This window comes from Fluoribacter dumoffii NY 23, assembly GCF_000236165.1.
Lineage (GTDB): Bacteria > Pseudomonadota > Gammaproteobacteria > Legionellales > Legionellaceae > Legionella > Legionella dumoffii.
In genome coordinates, this window is the sequence record NZ_CM001373.1 from 2010890 (window position 1) to 2029641 (window position 18752).

The window sequence follows — 18752 nt, forward strand, 5'->3', positions numbered from 1 at the left end:
TAATAATAAATAGAAGCATGTGACATGATAAAAAAAATAACTTTTATTTTAATCCATTTATTCGCTTTCAATCTAAAAATCCATGCCGTTCCTACTGTAAATAATCTCCAAACTTTTTACAAAATTACCGGGGTTACCGAGCAAGAGTTGCGACAACAACTCAATGATTTAGGCCCTATTTCCATGGGTAGACATTATGATGCGAAAACCTCCTGGTACATCAACTGGAACTATAAGTGGCGTACTGATAATGAGAGGGAAAAAGGGTGTTATCTTACAGAAGTAAATGTAACCGCTGATATCGTTACCCTATTACCCGCATGGGAAAATAAAAATTATAGAAGTTCTGAACCCAGGTTAAAATGGGAAAATTACCTTGCTAACCTGATTAGACATGAAGAAGGCCATGGGAATAATGGCAGGGAAGCTGCAGCTGAGCTGGAGGAAGCTTTATTAAAGATTCCTCCCATGCTTTCTTGCGAACTACTGCAATCGGCCATTCAAAATACAGCTCAAAATATTATCAATCAGCATAACAACTGGGATGTAACTTACGATCTAACGACTCAACATGGTAAAACCCAGGGTGCCTACTTTCCTGGGACTGAGTAACTTGCCAGGCCAGGTAAGCCTGTAAGCCCCACCCAGAGCAGGCAGGACTTAAAACCAATGATCAGGAGGGATAATTCATTGAACCGGCTACAGTGGGTTCTGCAAGTTGTTGTGGAGAAGTTATGAAAATATCCTTTACTTCTTCAGGCACTGGTCGATCCTCAGGATTGGGCGATATCATTTGGAGTAATCCCCCCACGATTTTTTCTCTATCAGAAGCCTCGACGTGGATAAGTTCGCTATCGAATGTACCCTTTTTATTGGCAAGATAAATACCTCTTATTCCTGATCGGGCACTAGGTATTACTCTTTGTCCACCCCAGATTTCAGCGAGAATGTGCCCTAAAGCAAACACATCACTTGCGGTACTGCTTCCATCACCCACAAAACGTTCGGGAGCCATATATAAAGGAGTCCCCCTTATTACTCCGCCAGCATCATTCTTATGCACTTTTTTGGCAAATGCAAAATCTATAAAAGTAACCCTTGGCCGCTGGGGGCTTGAAAGATCAACCATTATATTCCTAAGTGATAAATCATTGTGCACTAATCCCTTCATCTCTACCTGATCGATGTAGGCATTGATGATAGCGAGAGAAATTGCTTTTCGGGTTGCGGTGTCAAGCGGTTGTTTTGCATCCCCATACAAAAGATCATGTAACGTAGGTCCAGGTGCTTTTTTAATAAAAAAGTAAGCATAAAGCTCATTTTTATCTTTATAAAATACCGGCTCTTTTATATTTAAATGTCCTGCTTGTCTGGTGCGTTTATATTCTTCTTTAATGCTTTTACGCCATTGTGCCTCTTCTTTATCTTTTTTAAAGAAAATGAATTTTCTAACCCTTTCTTTTTGAGGCTTTAAATGTACGGGTATAAATTCCAACCCGCTTTCTTTAAAAATTAACTTACCTTCTATGTTGTCGACACTCGCAAATTTTCCGCTTCCAGCCCGAGTGTCCTTTATGACCTCAAAACATTCACTGATCCCGTCTTTTCTATGGCGCCAATTTAATTCATGAGTAAATTTAAATTTGAATTGGGCAAATGTATAAACAGTATCTTTCGAATATACTTCTGGACTCTCATCCCCCTCTAAAAAATCTATTAGGAACAAGCTCTGCTCTGGGGTTAAACAGGTTGGATTAATCGTAATTATGGATTCGCTAGATGGGTTAAACGGTGTTTCTGTTTCAGATTTTGACCTCATGGAATATCTCTTTGTACTAATAAATGAACCATAATTATAAATAATAAGCATTAAGAAAATATTATGAACAAAAATTCAATCTAGAATGCATGGGCTGGAATGAAATAAAAGGTATGCAATTGCTCAATAAATGATAAAATTATTTAACTGAGGATAATACCCTATTAACCTGATGAACCATACCGATTTAAAACAAATTCTTTCCACCATTCATACCTTCGAAGATTATGAACCATTGAAACAACAAATTGGCGAAGAGTTGGGAAAAGCGATTATTAATAAGCTTCAATTACCGAAATTGCCATTAATGCTTTTCCCTGAAGGGACAAATATAGTTTTTTCCTATGGGAATAACGTCATTAAAATTTTTCCGCCATTTCATTTAAACCAATTTAAAAATGAACAAGCGGTGTTACGCCATGTGGATGGCAAGCTTTCCTTACAAACCCCTAAACTTGAGTATGAAGGGGAATTATGGGGCTGGCCTTATTTAATCATCACTAAACTCGAAGGAACCCTTTTGGAGAATCTTTGGGAAACCATGGCGCACGACAATAAAATGATCATCCTTCATGAATTGGGAATGCTCATTCGTGAAGTGCATGCCTTACCAACAGACGGGCTTGAGGGGATGGATTGTTATTGGCCGCAATTTCTTGAAAAACAAATAGCCCAATGCGTCAAACACCATCAAGTCAAGGGTCTTCCAAAAACCTTACTGGAACAGTTACCAGCATATCTTGCTGCAGCTCGGGAAAACCTGCCCGAATTAAAAAAACCGGTTATCTTAACGGGTGAATATACCCCCATGAATTTCCTGGTTAAGCAAGTCAATGGTGTTTGGCATATCAGCGGATTAATTGACTTTGGCGATGCCATGCTGGGTTTGCCTCAATATGATCTACTTGGCCCAGGAGCCTTCCTTATCCAGGGTAACAAACAATTACTGCAGACATTTTTGCTGGCTTATGGTTATTTGCCAGAGGAGTTGACCGACGCCTTGAGCAAGCAATTAACCGCATTAATGCTGCTCCACCAATACAGTAATTTGGACATCCAGGTGAGAATTCCAAACTGGAAAGAAAAGGTAAGTAACTTGCAAGACCTAGAAAATTTGGTATGGGGATTTTAAGCCACTGCTAACCACACCCGGCTTTACCGTGTGAGGTGGCGTGTTGGGCATCGACGAGCTCATCCAAAATGTGTTTTATCTGCGGTTCTTTATTGAGATTGGCAAGGATATTAGCGAACGTGGTGGAGGTAGGGCTGTTAAAGACTGCCCTTACCGCCATTACCTGCATGTTTTCATCCGGGTCCGGTTCCATTGCAGAAATTCTTTTAATTTCCAATATATTTTTTACAATATTTAATTCATTATTAAAGTCGATTCGCCTCAAGATATTTCTTAACTCTTTGATATATGCGGGTGGAACATCTTTTGTATTCCAAAATAAAGGATGTGATAATAAATTATGAACTGCATTGATATTGGATTGCCGATCGAGCGGATCAATTTTCATCACCCCAAGGTGTAACCGTGATAGCAGGGCAGGATCGTCTTTTGCAGATTGTTGCGTTATGCTTTTTATGTACTTTACTCCGTCAATAAAAGACATATGGGTTCCATCATAGAACTTCATTGCCTTATTTAATTTAATACACAGCTGGGGAGCAGATAGTTTTTCATATTCTCCCTTGTTCGGGTCGAAAAAGGAAAAGGTATTGTCTGAATTCTTTTTTATCAACATACTATGACCTTCCATTTTTCCCAGTGATTTACTAAAAACCATAAATTTTATGTAACCACCTACCTCCAATTCATTTAATTTGGCTGTAAGTAATTCAGGATCAATCTCTTTGCCATTTCGGCTCACATCAGATAAAGAAAAAAGAGCATAAGGATATTTATTAAATAGGTATGCTTTAATTTTTTCGGCATTACTGCTTCTGTCCAAAATATGACTGCTCAATACCCATTCATTATTTAAATGGTATATACCCGCCATTAACTGAATATCATTAATATTTTGCGGTAAAATCGGTTTCAAATCACTTTCATATCCAGACTCATCCTGAGAAGTAAAATTCATTAAATCTTCTTTAATTATATAGTTACAAATTAATTCACAAAGACCTGAAAATCTCTTTCTCATCAATTCCACAGAATCATAACGGCTAAGTTTCGGAATAAAATCGTCCTGGTTGTAATATTTTTTTATCTTTACTGCAGGTGAATTTGAAGTATTCCCCATATCTTTAGCATTATTCCGCGAAACAATTTGGCTAGTTAAGAAATCCAAAACATATTTAACACATGCAATCTCCTCTTCAGGTATAGGTTGTTTATCATTGACTCTTAAAAGAGCATTTTGCAGATTATGGAATAGCTCCTTCTCGTTTTCTTCAAGAGAAGCACTATTTACATAGTTATCTATCTCCTGAAGTAATAGTGGCCGGAGTTCGATTAACAGAGGAAATCCCTTGAAATAAAGATCAATAAAATTTAATAGATTTTGCTCTGGACTAGGATTTTTGTGCAGCTGTTCTTCCAATTTGTGTTTGATCGTTTCGAGTGAAACCTTGTAGATTGTTGCAAGGGGTTGGGGATGCCATGTCTTTTCCTCGGCATTATAAAATTCATACCTCATATCTCCCAGTACTTTGAGCATTCCCTGGAGATCCCCGGCAGCTTCTGCTTCACGTAACACAACGAGATAATTCCTTTTTATACGGTAATTTCTTTGCAATAGTTCCTTAAGTGTTTCCCAGCTTCCATCTTTAATAATAGCTGAACAGTCAATAGAGGTAATGCTAATATTATTCTTCAAACCCTCACATAATCCCTGAACCGAATCAAACGAATTGTCTGTTAAATCAAGATGTACAAGGTTATTGTTTTTGACCAGTGCGTCGCCTAAAGTCTTCAATCCTTCATTACCAATTAGATTTCTTCTTAATGACAAAGAAGCCAGTGAATGGTTGGCGGCCAATGCACTTCCCAAATTCGACATATCCGCATCCTCTATCCCGTTACCATCTAATACCAGGTGCTTTATGGAAGGGCTGTTCCTAAGAATAGTGGAAATTAATTCATATTTGTGAGGATAAAGTCCATTAGAAGCAAAATCCAGATGAGTTAGGCCGGGATGGGTGCTTATAGCTTCTGCTAGCTGCTCCAATGGAGACTGTGCACATGAATCCAGGCAACAACCACTCAACCTTAAATTAGCTAAATTTCTATTCCTTTTTAACCCCTCGATTAAATGAATTAAACTCTCACCTTCATGAAACCCGTTCATGGACATATCCAATTTCACTAATGAGTCATTTCCTTGCAAAAAATGGGTTAATATCTCATCAATTTCCAGAAAACAATTCCTCATCTCCAGTTCTTGCAATGACTCAAGAGCCTTTAGTCCTTGAAAGAGATAGCCCGTAATTTTTTCAAGCCTACACTCGTTCAGTTTGATTCTTTTTAAATTTTTATTATCATATATGGCCATAGCAATTGGGATTACACCCTCCTGTTCAAGACCCGTGGAAGTTAAATCCAGGGTCTTTAAAGTCGAATTTAGCTTTATCATTTCCGCAATCGCTTCCGCATCCTCAACGTGAAGGAAATTGTTTTTTAAATTCAGAGTTTTTACATGGGTATTCATGGATAAAGCATGCATCAGTAGTTTTATAAACTCCCGCGATTCATCTCTGTCTGGTAAATGAGTACAGGACAGATGGGCTACCGAAGTATTGTTAGCCAGGGTGGGTATTATCTCTTTCCATAAAGCTAAATTCTTATCAAGTTCAGATAAATCTAAACTGACATTCGTCTTCTGCAAATTTTGCATGATTGAGGACTTACCAGAATACTGCTCAAAATATCGGTTTAAAAGAGATTCAAAAAACAACATTTGTGCAGTAAACATGGCTAAACACCTTCCCGATAAATCCTACATTTTAGTATAGAAGAATTTAAACAGTTGAATGCCATTAGGTCTAAGGGAAGCTCGGAGCTATAAGAGATGGACTGAAAAAAAGATAGGTGCGCACAGGATAATTTTTTTAATAAAATTGTTTTCCATGGTAGACTTTAAGCATGAGGACGACCTCATTGAGTAGCATCTTTCATTCTGGACGGCCAGATTATTAAAAGGAATATAAAATGGCCTGGGTATATTTATTTTTCGCCGGATTACTTGAAATTGTTTGGGCATATTACATGAAACAATCTTCAGGTTTCACCAAATTAAATCCCTCTATCATCACCTTCGTGGCAATGATTTTGAGTTTTCTTCTTTTGTCCCTTGCCATGCGTCAGCTTTCTTTAGGTACCGCTTATGCGATTTGGACAGGGATAGGTGCAGTCGGGGCGTTTTTAGTCGGAATATTCGTCCTGGGAGAACCTGCCCATAGTTTAAGAATAATTGCCGGGTTATTCATTATCTCGGGATTGATTTTAATGAAAATCTCCGGCTAACGGATTTTGGATGCCCTCTGATTTTCCCTGAACATTCGTTTAGCTGGAAAAGAGGGATCTGGTGGTTCGATATCTTACCAGGCTTTTCCTCCTCTTTGCATTCTAAGGATCAAAGTCTACAAACCCCTCCAATAAAGAAGCCCCCACTCCTTTTTTAGCAAGCGGGGAAGAATTAGATTTTGAAAAAATACCAAATTGGGTCATGCCTTGCATCAGGGGAGGCTCAATACGAAACCCTCCAATAAGGAATCTTGCGGGCTGAGGTCAAGGTAAGCATACAGATTTAGTTTATTTTTACTATTTTGATTATTTCTGATGGGAATGTGTTTTGGCTTATTTTTTCGGTGGCTACTGGCAATGGACTCAAGAAGATACCCAGTGCATAGCGCATGCAATTTATTATTTTGTCAGATACTTATTCAATGATATTATTTTTGTCCTTAATTTATCTGTAAATCATATAATAGGAAAATAATATGAAAATAAAAGGCGGAGATTCCAATAAAAAATTTCAAAGTACATTTTTTAAGCCACAAGTGAAGGGAAATGAGCTTAATAAAGAATTTCGGGCTGCTGAGAAAAATCGAAATAAATTTTGGTCAGGTCAGAACAATTGCTCAAATATTATCGAGTCAGATGAAACCCTGGCATTAAATGCTGTCGCATTGATGTCTTCTTATTTAAAATAAAACGTTTAAAAATAAATTAGAGAAAACACTGTTGTAGCCTGTTTGCTTCCAAGGGGTAAACTCCCGCAATTGGCGAGGGAATTACTTGCAAGCAAAAGGCTAGGATTGCCTCACATGTCCTATATGATTATCATTTTTTTTCAGTGCCTTTTGAAATGTATGTTGCAAAATAAATTAAATAATGTCTTTTACTTATAATTACAAACAACCTGACGAATATCATTTTAGTCTTGATTCAATTCAGCTTGCCCAATTTGTCGCAACCCACTTGAAATTCCACCCCGCGCCTGGATCTTTACGCATATTGGATCTCTGCGCAGGCTGCGGAGTCATTGGGATGGAATTATCATGGCATCTTCAGGCAATCCGGCAGATTGATTTTGTGGAGATTCAGGATATTTATACTGAATATTTTTATCAAAACCTGGCTCATATCAATCGCCCGGAATTGCAATTCCGCTGGCATCTTTTAAATTATGAGGAATTACATACTAAAAAATGGGAGGGACGATTTGATCTCATTATCAGTAACCCACCCTATTTTCAACCAGGTCATGGAGTGCTTTCCCCATCCGAATTTAAAAATCGGTGCCGATTTTTTTTAGACAGCTCTTTTCAAAGTTATATCCAAGCACTTGAAAACTCTCTTGCAGATGCAGGGAGGGCTTACTTTTTATTACGCCCCTTGGAGCATCATGGTATTGATCTGTTTGCTGACCTACACAAACTACTGAAGGAAAAACCTGTCGCGATAAAAAAAATTGCTCGTATCCGCAGTACTGATCTCATTTTATTAGAAAAGTAGGTAGGGATTTGTATTAGAAAAATTAACTTCCAAATCAATTTCACCCATGATTGCAAAGTGGTAAAAACGTTAATTTTTATTGACTTATTATCTATGAGTATCAATATAGAAAGACGGATGTTTGTCTAACCACTCACATGAATCATGTTTAGGCCCCTTAATGGACAAGAAAGAGATATTAATTTCAACAATTGGAAACACCATAGAATGGTTTGATTTGGGGATATTTATCTTTATGGTTCCAATCATTGGACCTAAATTTTTTCCTCAGGATGCAGCAATCAGTTCAACTATTGAAGCCTTGATTGTATTTGCAATCGGGTTTTTATGCCGCCCTGTTGGCGGTATTTTGTTCGGCTATTTGGGTGATACGCAAGGCCGGGCAAAAACATTAAGAATTTCCATTTTAGTGATTACTCTGTCCACACTTTCTATTGGCCTTATTCCTTCTTATGAAGAGATAGGAGTCAGCGCTTCTATTATCTTTATCCTGTTAAGGTTACTGCAGGGATTATCTATAGGCGGTGAATACAGCGGCACCATGATTTACCTTGCAGAATCTGCTTCACCAAAAAATCGGGGATTTATTACCAGCTTCGCAGCCAGTGGAGCAAACCTTGGTTTTTTGTTTGCAACCGTTATTTTTATGATGATGAATTGCTTATGGACTGCGGAAACCATTAATGAATGGGCCTGGCGAATCCCGTTTCTTATAATAGGCCTCCCTGGCTCCCTAATTATATTTTATCGCTTTCAATTACCCGAAACTGCGGTGTACTCCGCTTTGAAATCAATGCATCAGCTGGAACAGGTCCCCCTTCTTACTGCCATGAAATTCGCGCCTCTCCAGCTCATAAAAATTTTGGGCCTTACCTGCATGAGCGCCTCTTTTTATTATTTTTTTGTGCTGTATATCACAACTTATGTGGAGCATTATTTGGGATTTTCAAAAGATTTGGCCTTGATTTTTCAAAGTGCGGTGTTAGTTATCATGTTGTTTGCAATCCCGGTAGGAGCGATTTTCGGCGATTACTACAGCCGGAAAAAAATGATGATAATAACCACATCAATCATGCTTCTGTTTATTTTCCCTTGTTATTATTTATTCCAATCACAATCCTTATTATTAACGGCTTTAGGGATTGGGATAGCTACTATGATTAGTTCCTTCGATCAAGGGAATACTTTAACGGCAATTGTTGAGAATTGCCCGGAAAATGTTCGGTACAGCGGCATAGCATTCGCCTATAATTTGGGAAACGCGCTCTTCGGCAGCACCATTCCTCTCTTTGCCACTCTGCTTATTGAATACATCAGTCCCATTGCACCTTATTATTATTTATTTTTTATGACTCTGATTGGTTTGACTACCATTATGACTTTACTTTCAAAAAACCAATCCATGAGCTCCGTCTTGAGTCCTGATACCCTCAATTCACAGGATGCGCCTCCAAGTTATGCCCCACAACCTGATTAGTTAATCAGAAATTAAATTGGGTAAGTAAAGTGCAGATCCTTTGCAAAAAAACAGCTCATCTTTGTTGAACCACACTCAAGGGCCTTTATGAGCTTATGGCGCCTCATTTTTAGAGAAAAGACTCAAAAAAACTCTAACTGGGTTGTTTTTTTTCAAATAAACGATAAAATGCTCTCTTTTTTAACTATCAATGAGAGTAATATGAAGTTTGGTTTCTTTAATTTGAAGAAGGATAATTCCTGTGTCATCCTGCCAAAAATCAATAAGGGCAGTATCCATATAACGGACTCAGGATGTTTTGGTACACCTGAGGTTAAAGTTACTCTTCCGCATTTGTCTGTAAATAATAAGAAATTATCGGATGAGATTGAGAAAGAGCATACCTATACTTTTAAATTTTAACCCCTTTTTTCTTAACAGATAAACAAGCAGGTGCAGGATTTTCCCTGAAAGCAAAAATCATGCGCCTGTGCATCTCTGAAAGAACTGAGATATCAGCTCTCTCAATTACATATTAATTGATTTTTTCGATCCTCATGGTCTTTAATAAATAACCTTGACTCAGTCAAAAAATACTCTTACAAATTGAAGAACATCCCTTTCTCGCCTCAAGGTTTATGGCAAGCTTAACTGAATTCAGGAAGTATGTGATCTTTGGGTTTTGTTTATTATCCGGGCCATTACATGCCTCTTTTATTGAGCAAACTATGGGGACAGCGGTAGTGAAAGATGCCACAGCCATTTATTTCAACCCGGCGGCATTAACTCTTTCTCCTCATTACCAACTTATCTTGTTGGGCACTCTGGCAAGAGCGCAATTTGAGTTTAGCGGGAGTGCGCAAAAAGTACCTTTTGGAGGCTCCGAATCAGGATCAACCACCACCCAATCCAATTTTTTCTTACCTTCCATGTATTTAAGCATCCCTGTGAGTGAACGTTTCGTAGCGGGTTTTGCTGTGGTTGCAAATGATTTCAATCGCGAATTGGATAACTCCCCCATTCTTCGCTATATCCTTGCACGCAATCAAACAAATAATATTGATTTTATCCCCGCGCTCGGCATTAAAATTAATCAATTTCTTTCTATAGGGGGAAACCTGAATGTTACCTATGCCCATCTGGTTCAGGAACCTATTGCTGCAGGGATACCTCGATTGAATATTCCGGAAAGCCGGAGCTTGAATGACAGCAAAGCCAACAGTTTGGGCGGTGATTTCGGGATTTTAGTTAAGCCTGGTAAAAAAACCGCGCTGGGTTTTAATTACCGCAGTGCGGTGGCTTATAATTTACAGGGTAGAAGCACAATAACCGGTTCCCAGAGTATTTCTTCTGATGATTACCATTTTAAATACTGGACACCCGCACGAAGTGTCATGACTCTAAGCCATTTTCTCAATGAGAAATTAGGATTTCTAGGAACTGTTCAATACGTGCAATGGGATATCTTTAAAACAGTGTCGGTGTATAATTTTGCTACCCAAGCTGCTTCCAGAGTCTTTATCATCCCCAAGGCTCAGATTAATTACCATTTTCACAACAGTTGGCTTCTCACCTTGGGGACCATTTATCAAGTGACGCCCAAGTGGGTAATTCGAGTAGCAGGAACATACAATCAGTCCCCCTCGAATGGAAGATTTCAAATAGGTCCTGGGGACAGTTTGATTACCGGTTTTTCAATGGGATATCGCTTGATGAACGCCCTCAGTGTGGATTTAGGTTATGCCCATGCTTTTTTTAAAAAGGAAGAGATCGATATCCAAACGTCCCAAAGCAGGATAACGGGATTCAACGAAGGCGCCCATGATGCCGTCTCCCTTAAATTTACCCTCACTGTTTAGGGCAAGCGTAATCTTAATGAAGCCTGGTAGAATCAAGGTAAAAAGGAGCTCTTCCTACCCCTTGCATGGAATTCGCTTATCCCGGCAGTTTTTTGAAACAAAACCTATAAATTACCTAATTATGTATGTATCATTCGAAACTGCATCATTAATGTATTCAAATTAAATGGGATAATTTCCACGCAAAAAAATTTCAAAATTTATGTACAAATATGAAGGAGCATTATGTCAACACATTCACTCATGAAAAAAATATCTCTCGTTGCAATGATAACCTTAACAACCTCTGTTTTTGCAAGCTATGATGGTTTAACCACAGATTATAAGAAATGGAAAAACAACAACAACTTCCGGGATGCTGGAATAAGTTTGAATACTAGTTGTACGTTCAATGCCCCAAATTATAACTCTATACTTAGCCTTAAAAAGCCTGGCAGTGATCAGTTGTTTAAAACAAATATTTTATACCGCGCAAACAAAAAATTCTCAGGCGGATCATGTGAAGATGTTGGCAATCCCGATGTAATCCTCGATTTGGAATATGCTCCAGGCCAGAGTCCCACCTATTGTGTTACCAAAGACAATAAAAAAGTGGTAGCAAAAGTTTTTAATACATCTGGAGATGCGATTCACTCCATCGAAGCGTTGCCTTATTTGCCAGAGCAACAAAAAGCAGATGTCTGTAACTACATCAAAGAAGGGATAACCGATATCTCCCAAGGGAAGTCTATTTTGGTTCATTGCAGTTCTGGAAAAGATCGTACGGGTGCGTATGTGGCCTTGTTAACCTATTTATTTACTGAAGCTGAAAATATTAGCGGCGATCAGAAGCAAGGTATTGAAACAGCAATTATGTGCGACTATTTGCGAAGCGGTACCGGGATCTTCTCTAGTAGACACGCCCCTTCACATTATCAACAAAATTATCTTGAGGACATGGATTTGTATAATGGAAATGCTGCAGCGTTCCTCATTAACCAATGTAACTCCGTGGGAGTAACCATTTCAACTGATGTGATTAAGAAAGCAGCGGATAACTTTATTAATTCCAAATAAGTCTGTTGAACTTCAACCCGTTTGCCAGCAAACGGGTTTTACTTTTCCTTCACCAAGCCGGCACGTAACTCAAGAGAAAAGGATCTTTTCCACACGGGCTCTATTTTTTAGTTGTTCTTTTTGAGCGGGTATAACAAATTTTTATCTTCCGAGGAGATGTATTCTTTATTCGGATAAGCTTTCTGCTCAGAAAAAAAAGTGTCTTTTTGATTATTCATTTCTCTTTTTTTTACTCTTGATTGGCATAGAATTTTTAATAGGGACAAATCAGGATCATCGGAATTCAGGATCATGGTATGCAGACGCTCAGGAGATCTTGCATCCGTACATGCCTCTTTAATTTGATCGACGACTGTGTCCCATATTAACAAAAATTTAGGGTCCTCACCAAATCTACTAAACATTTTAAGTACCGGAAGACTTAAAAAAGCAGTATCTTGTTGCTGCCAGCCAATGATTAACCATTGAATAGGATGAGTGAATTCCCCATGCTCAACACCAGCCCCCGGATCTTTTAAAAGCACTCCTTTCGAGTAAATTTGAGCAAAAGTACTGTTCTCAAGCACGCCTAAAGCCTTTCCCAAATCAGGTTCGAAGCCAATTTTTGCTAATTCTTGTTCCAGGACGCTGCGCAGCACCTTTTTATGCTGCAGATATCCGCATTTTTTATCATCATCAACAGATAAATTCCGCTCTTTAGCTTCAGTTATCAACAAACCGTTCAAAGTTTTTAAGTGTCCCAATACTGCCTGGGTATCTTGCAAAAACAAGGAGATTTTGGCGCAATCCTCAAAAAAAGTTTCATATCCTTTAGGTAAGGCTTGAAGATAGTTTTTTCTTCCAAAATAAATTTGTCTCAGCGTTAGTATTTCTTCATCAATTAAATTTTGTGGCTGCAAATAACTACCCGGCACGATAACTCCCTCATGATATAAAGTCATTGTGTGTAATAAATAGCATTATAGTATAGATAAAGGTGTTATTTCGAGGAGAGACAGCAAGCGTAGCACAAAGAAAAGCATGTGATTCAAGATAAAATCATCAATAAATTTGACTTTAAATACCGCGTGACTTAAAACCATGAGGCAGCTTCGCTGCCTCAAAATAAAAGAGGGAAAGGTTTAAGAAGTAAACGCCCGGATGCACCTAACCCGAATATTACTGTCTTTGGTATAGTAGAACTGGGTGCCGGTGCCGAAATACACTCCCATAGCGTAGATAGTGGGAGTTGGCGTATACTCGCTGGAACTCCAGTAGTAGTTATTGCCAAAACCGCCTAACCCATTTGTATGCAAAGTAGTATACAAGTTAGGGTTGGAAGTGCCGCAACCAGGATCACTTCGCCCAAGCTCGCAAAATGCCGGCAGAAACCAATCATTAAAACCCTGGGCATTTTTGTTTAAACAGACTTGTGCTGCAGGATACTGACCCACCGGAGTTGTAAGGGCATTGGTATTGGTAAGCCCATCTGTAAGGCTGTCGGCAGCCGTATCATTGAATACTGTTGCCCATTGATATACTGGATTGGACTCATCCGATAATGCCGCTACTTTTCCGCCTATATTGCCAGTGGCAGGAGGGGTATCATCCACAGAAAACAAAAAGCCTCCTTGATAAATGCACCCATATCCCAATACCAAGACATTGATGAGAGTTGATGGCGCATTATCGGCGCTCACTGTAACCGTGGTCGGCACAGGCTCACTCCCAGGTGAGGTAGTACAGGCATTAGCGTTGGCATCTGGGCTGGCTGTACCACCAGGGGTGATGGTAATGTCGCAAGTCGCTCCGGCATTGAGCGCACCCACACAGGTATTGCTGGTAATCATTGTTCCTGCAGGAAAACCGGATGCACTCACCTGAACGTTGTTTGTTGCTATTGAGCCCGAATTTTTTATGCGGATAATGCGTGCTTTGCCCACCAATGCAGGGTCCGATCCCGGACTTTTAATTGACAGCGCCATGTTTTGGTAGAGAGGAGACAGCGTTGCCTTAGCAAAGGTCACCAGTACACTATGGTTAGCCCTAATATTACTCAACAGGAAGCTCGCGCCGCCATTTTGTACAACTTTACCATCAAGCAACCATTGATTAACTCCAAAGCCAGTATTGGGTCTTGCCGTAAAAGTCAAGGTGCTGCCAGCATTTACCACTTTTGCGGTTGCGGGAGAAATCGACCCATTCGCGCCCGCCGATGGTGTGACGGTGAATTGTTGAACAGGAGGTTGATTTATCAGACGAATACGTAAAATATCAGCTGCACTTGGTCGGTAACACTGCAAGCCACTACCCCTTTGGCACAATATCGGCCCCCCCCAAAACATCCCCCCTCAGCGCTGAGCCATTGACGGTGAGGATCAATCTACAACGTCCATTGCGACCGAGCTCGCAGACATTGGCGGTTATCCCTCGGATAGGTTTCATAAACAATGTTTTTTTCTTTGGGGAATTACTTACTACCGTGTAAACAACCCTTGCTTTATCCCCTTTTACCACAGAAAGAGTAGTCGGTGAAGCCGGTATAAATTTCACCAGGGGCTTAGCCTGTGCATTTGTGAGCATCAGGCAAGAGAAAAAAGCAGTTAGTACTGCAGTTCTGAAAAAATATCGTTGTTTTCTTTGCATGGTTTCTATCCTTAAGCCACGTAAAAATTTAATGGAACGCAGGAAAAATAAGGGAAAGTCCAGGGTTGAGTGCTGCTCATGATTCCGCCGGCAGGTCATATAAGTAACCTTTATCCATAGTCGACAATTTCCCTGCACAAGCCAATGCTATCTTACTTGCCGTTAATGAGCGGTTAAGAAATTATTCTCAATCATAATACTTTGGCGATGTTTTAAAATCAAAACTTACTTCCATTTTATTACTAGGGATATCCTCTATTTACAATTTGTTATTAATTTGGTTGCTTTATAAACTTGTGGGTAACCGCAATCCCCCCTGAACCTACGATACCGCCTACGTTCCACGGCATGTCCGCAGAATCCAGGAATCTCAATCTGCATTCGGAGCTCTGGATCCTGGGGACAAGCCGCAGGAAGTAGGAAAGCAACTGGGTCTTGCTCGCGGCCAAAAAAAGCGGAGACTGACTAACATCCAAGCGGGACCTTACTCGCAACCAACAAATGTAGCTGGCTGCTTGCATTCAGGATATTCTTTACTCTGTGTATATTTTTCAGAAAAAAACTAATCTGCTGAAACTCAAAAATCATCTAAGCCCTTTTGGGGTTGTAGGTAATCCTGAATCAGCCGAATCAGAATCAATTGATGTGGACTCTTGTGCGCCAGAGGCATTTTCAGCCGCTGAATCATATTTCTCCACTTGTCGCCAAGGTTTAGACTCTCCTGGCTGAACAGTTCTACTGAAAAAACTTTCATGGTATTGATTAGAAGAGGCTTTGTCAAAAAGGAGCTTTAAAAGTGATTTATAATTCTCTACAGCTGTGGATTTATCAGTGCATTGTTCAATCTCTTGAGCTATAGCGGTTTTTATTTGCTCCCATACCTCCCTGTTTTCTCCTTCACGCGCCCTGAGCAACATATCCTTCAATTGGGCCGGATTCTCAAGTGGAATATCCTCCTTTGCCAATTTAAAAGACATTTCCTTTAATCGGGAAAAGTTTTTGTCGAAATGAATTTTTTCCAGGCGGTGTAGGTCATTTTGTAATTCGTCCCATCGTTTATTATCGCCGCGTAAGCGTGCCCAATTAAGCAGATAGGCCAATTGAGAACGGTTTTTGGGCATTTCACTATAATCTACATAAACCTCTTTAAAATTTAAGGATCCTTTTGCAAGTAGACCATGGCAATTTACAAATTCGCCATATTTCCCATTAAAATTTATACCGAAACTAAAACCTGACTCGTCTAAATTTCGACCATTACCTGCAAAAAGTTCCAGCCGAGTGAGTTGGAATCCTAATTCAAAAAGGTGCTTATCAAGGACATCCAGAATCTCCTCATCATCAAACAAACCGTTTGGATAGTGTAAACTGCTAAATCCTATCACTGCTTCAATTTCAGCACCCTCAGGCGCATTAGCAACCATTGCAGCTATAACTTTTTTCCCCAGTGGTGAATCCAAAGTATTACTCGTTATTCCCCCTGGTAAGTGGATCAAAGACAGTCGCTTTACTTCATTGCTTTCCTTAACAAAAATGCCAAGCGACACGCATTCAGTCATGCCAGAAGTGAAAATCCCATGGGCATCCCCGGAATCTATGTTAATCACGTTTTTTGCATCGCACACGAAATAGAACGGCGCATATTTATAAGAAATAACATCATCATCGATTGGATCTTTATACATAATTAACCTCTCGCAGGTTAATTATAGCACTTGATGGACAATTATTGCCGATCGAAGGAGATGAGTCAGTTTAAAAATACTGATAACAAACGCAGCCTGGTTGCTCTTAACCAGAACTAATAATTTAGACTTATGAAAATCCTGGCTGCAAGCAACCAGGCTACGCTTGCTATTTAACAACCTACGAATTGTGACAGTGGGATTTAAAATTTCAATTTAAATCATCCTCTCCAAACAAATTTGTTATGTCCTGAAGACTAATTTTTTATCAAAATACTCACGTAATTTTTTTCACACATGTAGGGTCAGGCCTTGAATTTTGCATTGCACACACACACACACACATGTAGGGTCAGGCCTTGAATTTTGCATTGCAACTATGAGCCAATAAAAATCATCAAATTCAAAATTCAAGGCCTGACCCCATATATGAAATTCCCACATGTGTATGCATATGTGTAACGATATTTATTGTAAGTCTGCTTCATATTAGAATTAGAAAGCTATTTGGTTCCTTAACTGTTAGATAATTCTCCAATAATAATTTTCAATTAAAATAAAGATTAATTATAAAATAACGCGCAATTGATATATAAAGTGCAAAATTTTTTAATATTTAATTACTTAGACCTTAATTGAGGAAAATTTCATGGTTCCTAACCACTTTTTTTTTGCAAACCCACAAACTCTTTCTCGATACATTAAGAGATATATAACACTTCCTGAAGATTCATCAGACTTAATATGCAAAAAATTATGCGAAGCAATAGACTCATTCGTGAGTAATGAGAAAAATACAAACAAACTATCTAATCTTTCCAAAGAAATCAAACAAGACTCTTCAATAGATAATGATACATGGTATCAATGCTTACGTGCGACTAAAGATTATTTACGAAGCCGTGACTTTCAATGCCCTCAAAAATACGTTACGAGAAGTTGGGTTTGGGGTCAAGTAAAACAAGTAAAAGAATCAGCATTACTTCATCCTTTATATAGAATTATTGAAGATGAAATGGAGCAATTGGCTGCGCCTATGACAAGCTTTTCTTTTATTTTATATGTTTATCAAAATGTTACTTCCGGTTTAACTCGTGCTATAGATAACCCAATGCAGACTTTAGTTTTTGCAATAACGCTTCAGTCTCTTTTAGTACCAGTCAATGCGAGAAATGTAACGTCTACCGCATTTGGAGATAAACAACCTCATGAAGACACTCTGGCATCAATTACTACAGTATCTTCAAAGTTACCAAATTTTGTCGATCAAATACCTTACCAATATCATATTATTAGTCAACGTCAAAATATTTCGATGGATAAAGTTAAATACTTTTTTCTGGTATCACCTGGAACTTATATACCGAGATATGATGTAAACTTTATTCAAAATATGGGAACTGGACAGGATTATGTACTGCAAAAAGATGTTCTTTCTCTTACATATATTGAATGTAAGGATTTGGGTTTAGAGAGTACTTACCGTTGTTTGGGCTGGGACTGGGATGTTTGGACGGATACCGTAAAAAAACTACATGATTCAGAGGCATTAAAAAGGAGTCTTGATCTATTGGCTATATATGTAGAAGATAGGTTAGCTACGTTAAAGCTAGATCTAGATTATAGTGTCCTGGGAATACTTGCGTATTCTACCCAATATTACGCTACAAGTTATAATATAGAAAAAGAAAAAAATGCGTTATTAAAACTTATCGCTAGAGTAAATGAAGGCATAAAGAAGTTTCCAGAATTAGATGAGTTAAATCTTGCGTTTAATTTAGATAATATAAATACTTTGTATACTTCTATTAAAGAAAATTTTTTATCCATTCAACGCTAAAAAAATTAGTATTCGAATGGAGCGAATGGCTAAGAAAAATAGATATTATCAAAGAATATACCCCAAAATTAGGCTATTTAGTTACTGCAGAGAATGTTATTAAACAAAGAAATAAATCAATGATGACTACCTTAAATAGTCTGAATGAAGCAAGATTGAATGAGTCAAAGAAAATTCGCAATAATAAATTTTTTATTTTCCTACCACACCAACAAATATTACCAAATAGGGTAACTATCGAGGAAGGACTAACTACAATTAGCGCCGATGATCCTCAATTTCAACTTAAAGAATACCTAGATGATAAGGACCACGCAATTCTTATGCCTAAAGAGCAAAGGAGAATTTGATATTAATTAAAATTTGAATTCTCTGAATAAAGATTTAATTATGATTAAACAGCAAGCCTGTTTGCAAGCAAAAAATAAGACTTAGGGGTCAAAG

Annotated in this window: 16 protein-coding genes; 10 read left to right on the forward strand and 6 right to left on the reverse strand. The window is 38.6% G+C overall.

Annotated features, from left to right (window positions below):
• Positions 1–24 precede the first annotated feature (24 nt).
• Positions 25–612, forward strand: coding sequence for a DUF922 domain-containing protein (locus KYQ_RS08945; protein ID WP_019349897.1), 588 nt, complete (start codon positions 25–27; stop codon positions 610–612).
• A 61-nt stretch (positions 613–673) separates the two neighbouring features.
• On the opposite strand, the gene KYQ_RS08950 is transcribed toward KYQ_RS08945, so the two are convergent.
• Positions 674–1819 carry a protein kinase domain-containing protein gene (locus KYQ_RS08950; protein ID WP_010652909.1) on the reverse strand — a complete coding sequence of 382 codons (1146 nt, stop codon included), beginning with the start codon at positions 1817–1819 and terminating at the stop codon, positions 674–676.
• A gap of 172 nt (positions 1820–1991) precedes the next feature.
• Between KYQ_RS08950 and KYQ_RS08955 the strand changes: the two genes are divergently transcribed.
• Positions 1992–2951: an aminoglycoside phosphotransferase family protein gene (locus KYQ_RS08955; RefSeq protein ID WP_010652908.1), complete on the forward strand. Its 960-nt coding sequence runs from the start codon at positions 1992–1994 to the stop codon at positions 2949–2951.
• Between the two features lie 7 nt (positions 2952–2958).
• Here the strand turns inward: KYQ_RS08955 and KYQ_RS08960 are convergent, their stop codons facing one another.
• On the reverse strand, positions 2959–5742 hold the full coding sequence (locus KYQ_RS08960; protein WP_010652907.1) for a leucine-rich repeat domain-containing protein: 2784 nt from the start codon (positions 5740–5742) through the stop codon (positions 2959–2961).
• A gap of 236 nt (positions 5743–5978) precedes the next feature.
• Here KYQ_RS08960 and KYQ_RS08965 point away from each other — a divergent pair, with 236 nt between their 5' ends.
• From KYQ_RS08965 to KYQ_RS09005, 7 genes are all read left to right on the forward strand, one after another.
• A complete protein-coding gene (locus KYQ_RS08965; protein WP_010652906.1) occupies positions 5979–6293 on the forward strand; it encodes a DMT family transporter in 315 nt (104 codons plus the stop codon).
• Positions 6294–6769: 476 nt separating this feature from the next.
• Entirely contained in the window at positions 6770–6982 is a 213-nt protein-coding gene (locus KYQ_RS08975) for a hypothetical protein (RefSeq protein ID WP_010652905.1), read from the forward strand.
• Positions 6983–7163: 181 nt separating this feature from the next.
• Positions 7164–7787 (forward strand): methyltransferase, encoded by a 624-nt coding sequence (locus KYQ_RS08980; protein WP_010652904.1) that lies wholly within the window; start codon positions 7164–7166, stop codon positions 7785–7787.
• 160 nt (positions 7788–7947) lie between these two features.
• Positions 7948–9264 carry an MFS transporter gene (locus KYQ_RS08985; protein ID WP_019349899.1) on the forward strand — a complete coding sequence of 439 codons (1317 nt, stop codon included), beginning with the start codon at positions 7948–7950 and terminating at the stop codon, positions 9262–9264.
• 87 nt (positions 9265–9351) lie between these two features.
• A complete protein-coding gene (locus KYQ_RS08990) occupies positions 9352–9666 on the forward strand; it encodes a hypothetical protein (RefSeq protein ID WP_010652902.1) in 315 nt (104 codons plus the stop codon).
• A 245-nt stretch (positions 9667–9911) separates the two neighbouring features.
• Positions 9912–11102, forward strand: a complete 1191-nt coding sequence (locus tag KYQ_RS09000) for an OmpP1/FadL family transporter (RefSeq protein ID WP_010652901.1) — start codon at positions 9912–9914, stop codon at positions 11100–11102.
• A 225-nt stretch (positions 11103–11327) separates the two neighbouring features.
• Entirely contained in the window at positions 11328–12158 is an 831-nt protein-coding gene (locus KYQ_RS09005) for a tyrosine-protein phosphatase (RefSeq protein ID WP_019349900.1), read from the forward strand.
• 107 nt (positions 12159–12265) lie between these two features.
• On the opposite strand, the gene KYQ_RS09010 is transcribed toward KYQ_RS09005, so the two are convergent.
• From KYQ_RS09010 to KYQ_RS09025, 4 genes are all read right to left on the reverse strand, one after another.
• A complete protein-coding gene (locus KYQ_RS09010; RefSeq protein WP_010652899.1) occupies positions 12266–13072 on the reverse strand; it encodes a LirA/MavJ family T4SS effector in 807 nt (268 codons plus the stop codon).
• A 207-nt stretch (positions 13073–13279) separates the two neighbouring features.
• Positions 13280–14440 carry an Lcl domain-containing protein gene (locus tag KYQ_RS09015; protein WP_019349901.1) on the reverse strand — a complete coding sequence of 387 codons (1161 nt, stop codon included), beginning with the start codon at positions 14438–14440 and terminating at the stop codon, positions 13280–13282.
• Between the two features lie 4 nt (positions 14441–14444).
• Positions 14445–14882, reverse strand: coding sequence for a hypothetical protein (locus tag KYQ_RS09020; protein WP_019349902.1), 438 nt, complete (start codon positions 14880–14882; stop codon positions 14445–14447).
• A gap of 485 nt (positions 14883–15367) precedes the next feature.
• Positions 15368–16468 (reverse strand): hypothetical protein, encoded by a 1101-nt coding sequence (locus KYQ_RS09025; RefSeq protein WP_010652898.1) that lies wholly within the window; start codon positions 16466–16468, stop codon positions 15368–15370.
• A gap of 649 nt (positions 16469–17117) precedes the next feature.
• On the opposite strand from KYQ_RS09025, the gene KYQ_RS09030 reads away from it, so the two are divergent.
• Positions 17118–18308: a hypothetical protein gene (locus tag KYQ_RS09030; RefSeq protein ID WP_019349903.1), complete on the forward strand. Its 1191-nt coding sequence runs from the start codon at positions 17118–17120 to the stop codon at positions 18306–18308.
• Positions 18309–18752: the final 444 nt, after the last annotated feature.

Excerpts from the sequence above, each read along its gene's own strand:
- KYQ_RS08945 (WP_019349897.1), top strand. The coding sequence starts at position 25 with ATGATAAAAAAAATAACTTTTATTTTAATCCATTTATTCGCTTTCAAT.
- KYQ_RS08950 (WP_010652909.1), bottom strand. The coding sequence starts at position 1,819 with ATGAGGTCAAAATCTGAAACAGAAACACCGTTTAACCCATCTAGCGAA.
- KYQ_RS08955 (WP_010652908.1), top strand. The coding sequence starts at position 1,992 with ATGAACCATACCGATTTAAAACAAATTCTTTCCACCATTCATACCTTC.
- KYQ_RS08960 (WP_010652907.1), bottom strand. The coding sequence starts at position 5,742 with ATGTTTACTGCACAAATGTTGTTTTTTGAATCTCTTTTAAACCGATAT.
- KYQ_RS08965 (WP_010652906.1), top strand. The coding sequence starts at position 5,979 with ATGGCCTGGGTATATTTATTTTTCGCCGGATTACTTGAAATTGTTTGG.
- KYQ_RS08975 (WP_010652905.1), top strand. The coding sequence starts at position 6,770 with ATGAAAATAAAAGGCGGAGATTCCAATAAAAAATTTCAAAGTACATTT.
- KYQ_RS08980 (WP_010652904.1), top strand. The coding sequence starts at position 7,164 with ATGTCTTTTACTTATAATTACAAACAACCTGACGAATATCATTTTAGT.
- KYQ_RS08985 (WP_019349899.1), top strand. The coding sequence starts at position 7,948 with ATGGACAAGAAAGAGATATTAATTTCAACAATTGGAAACACCATAGAA.
- KYQ_RS08990 (WP_010652902.1), top strand. The coding sequence starts at position 9,352 with ATGAGCTTATGGCGCCTCATTTTTAGAGAAAAGACTCAAAAAAACTCT.
- KYQ_RS09005 (WP_019349900.1), top strand. The coding sequence starts at position 11,328 with ATGTCAACACATTCACTCATGAAAAAAATATCTCTCGTTGCAATGATA.
- KYQ_RS09020 (WP_019349902.1), bottom strand. The coding sequence starts at position 14,882 with ATGACCTGCCGGCGGAATCATGAGCAGCACTCAACCCTGGACTTTCCC.
- KYQ_RS09025 (WP_010652898.1), bottom strand. The coding sequence starts at position 16,468 with ATGTATAAAGATCCAATCGATGATGATGTTATTTCTTATAAATATGCG.
- KYQ_RS09030 (WP_019349903.1), top strand. The coding sequence starts at position 17,118 with ATGGTTCCTAACCACTTTTTTTTTGCAAACCCACAAACTCTTTCTCGA.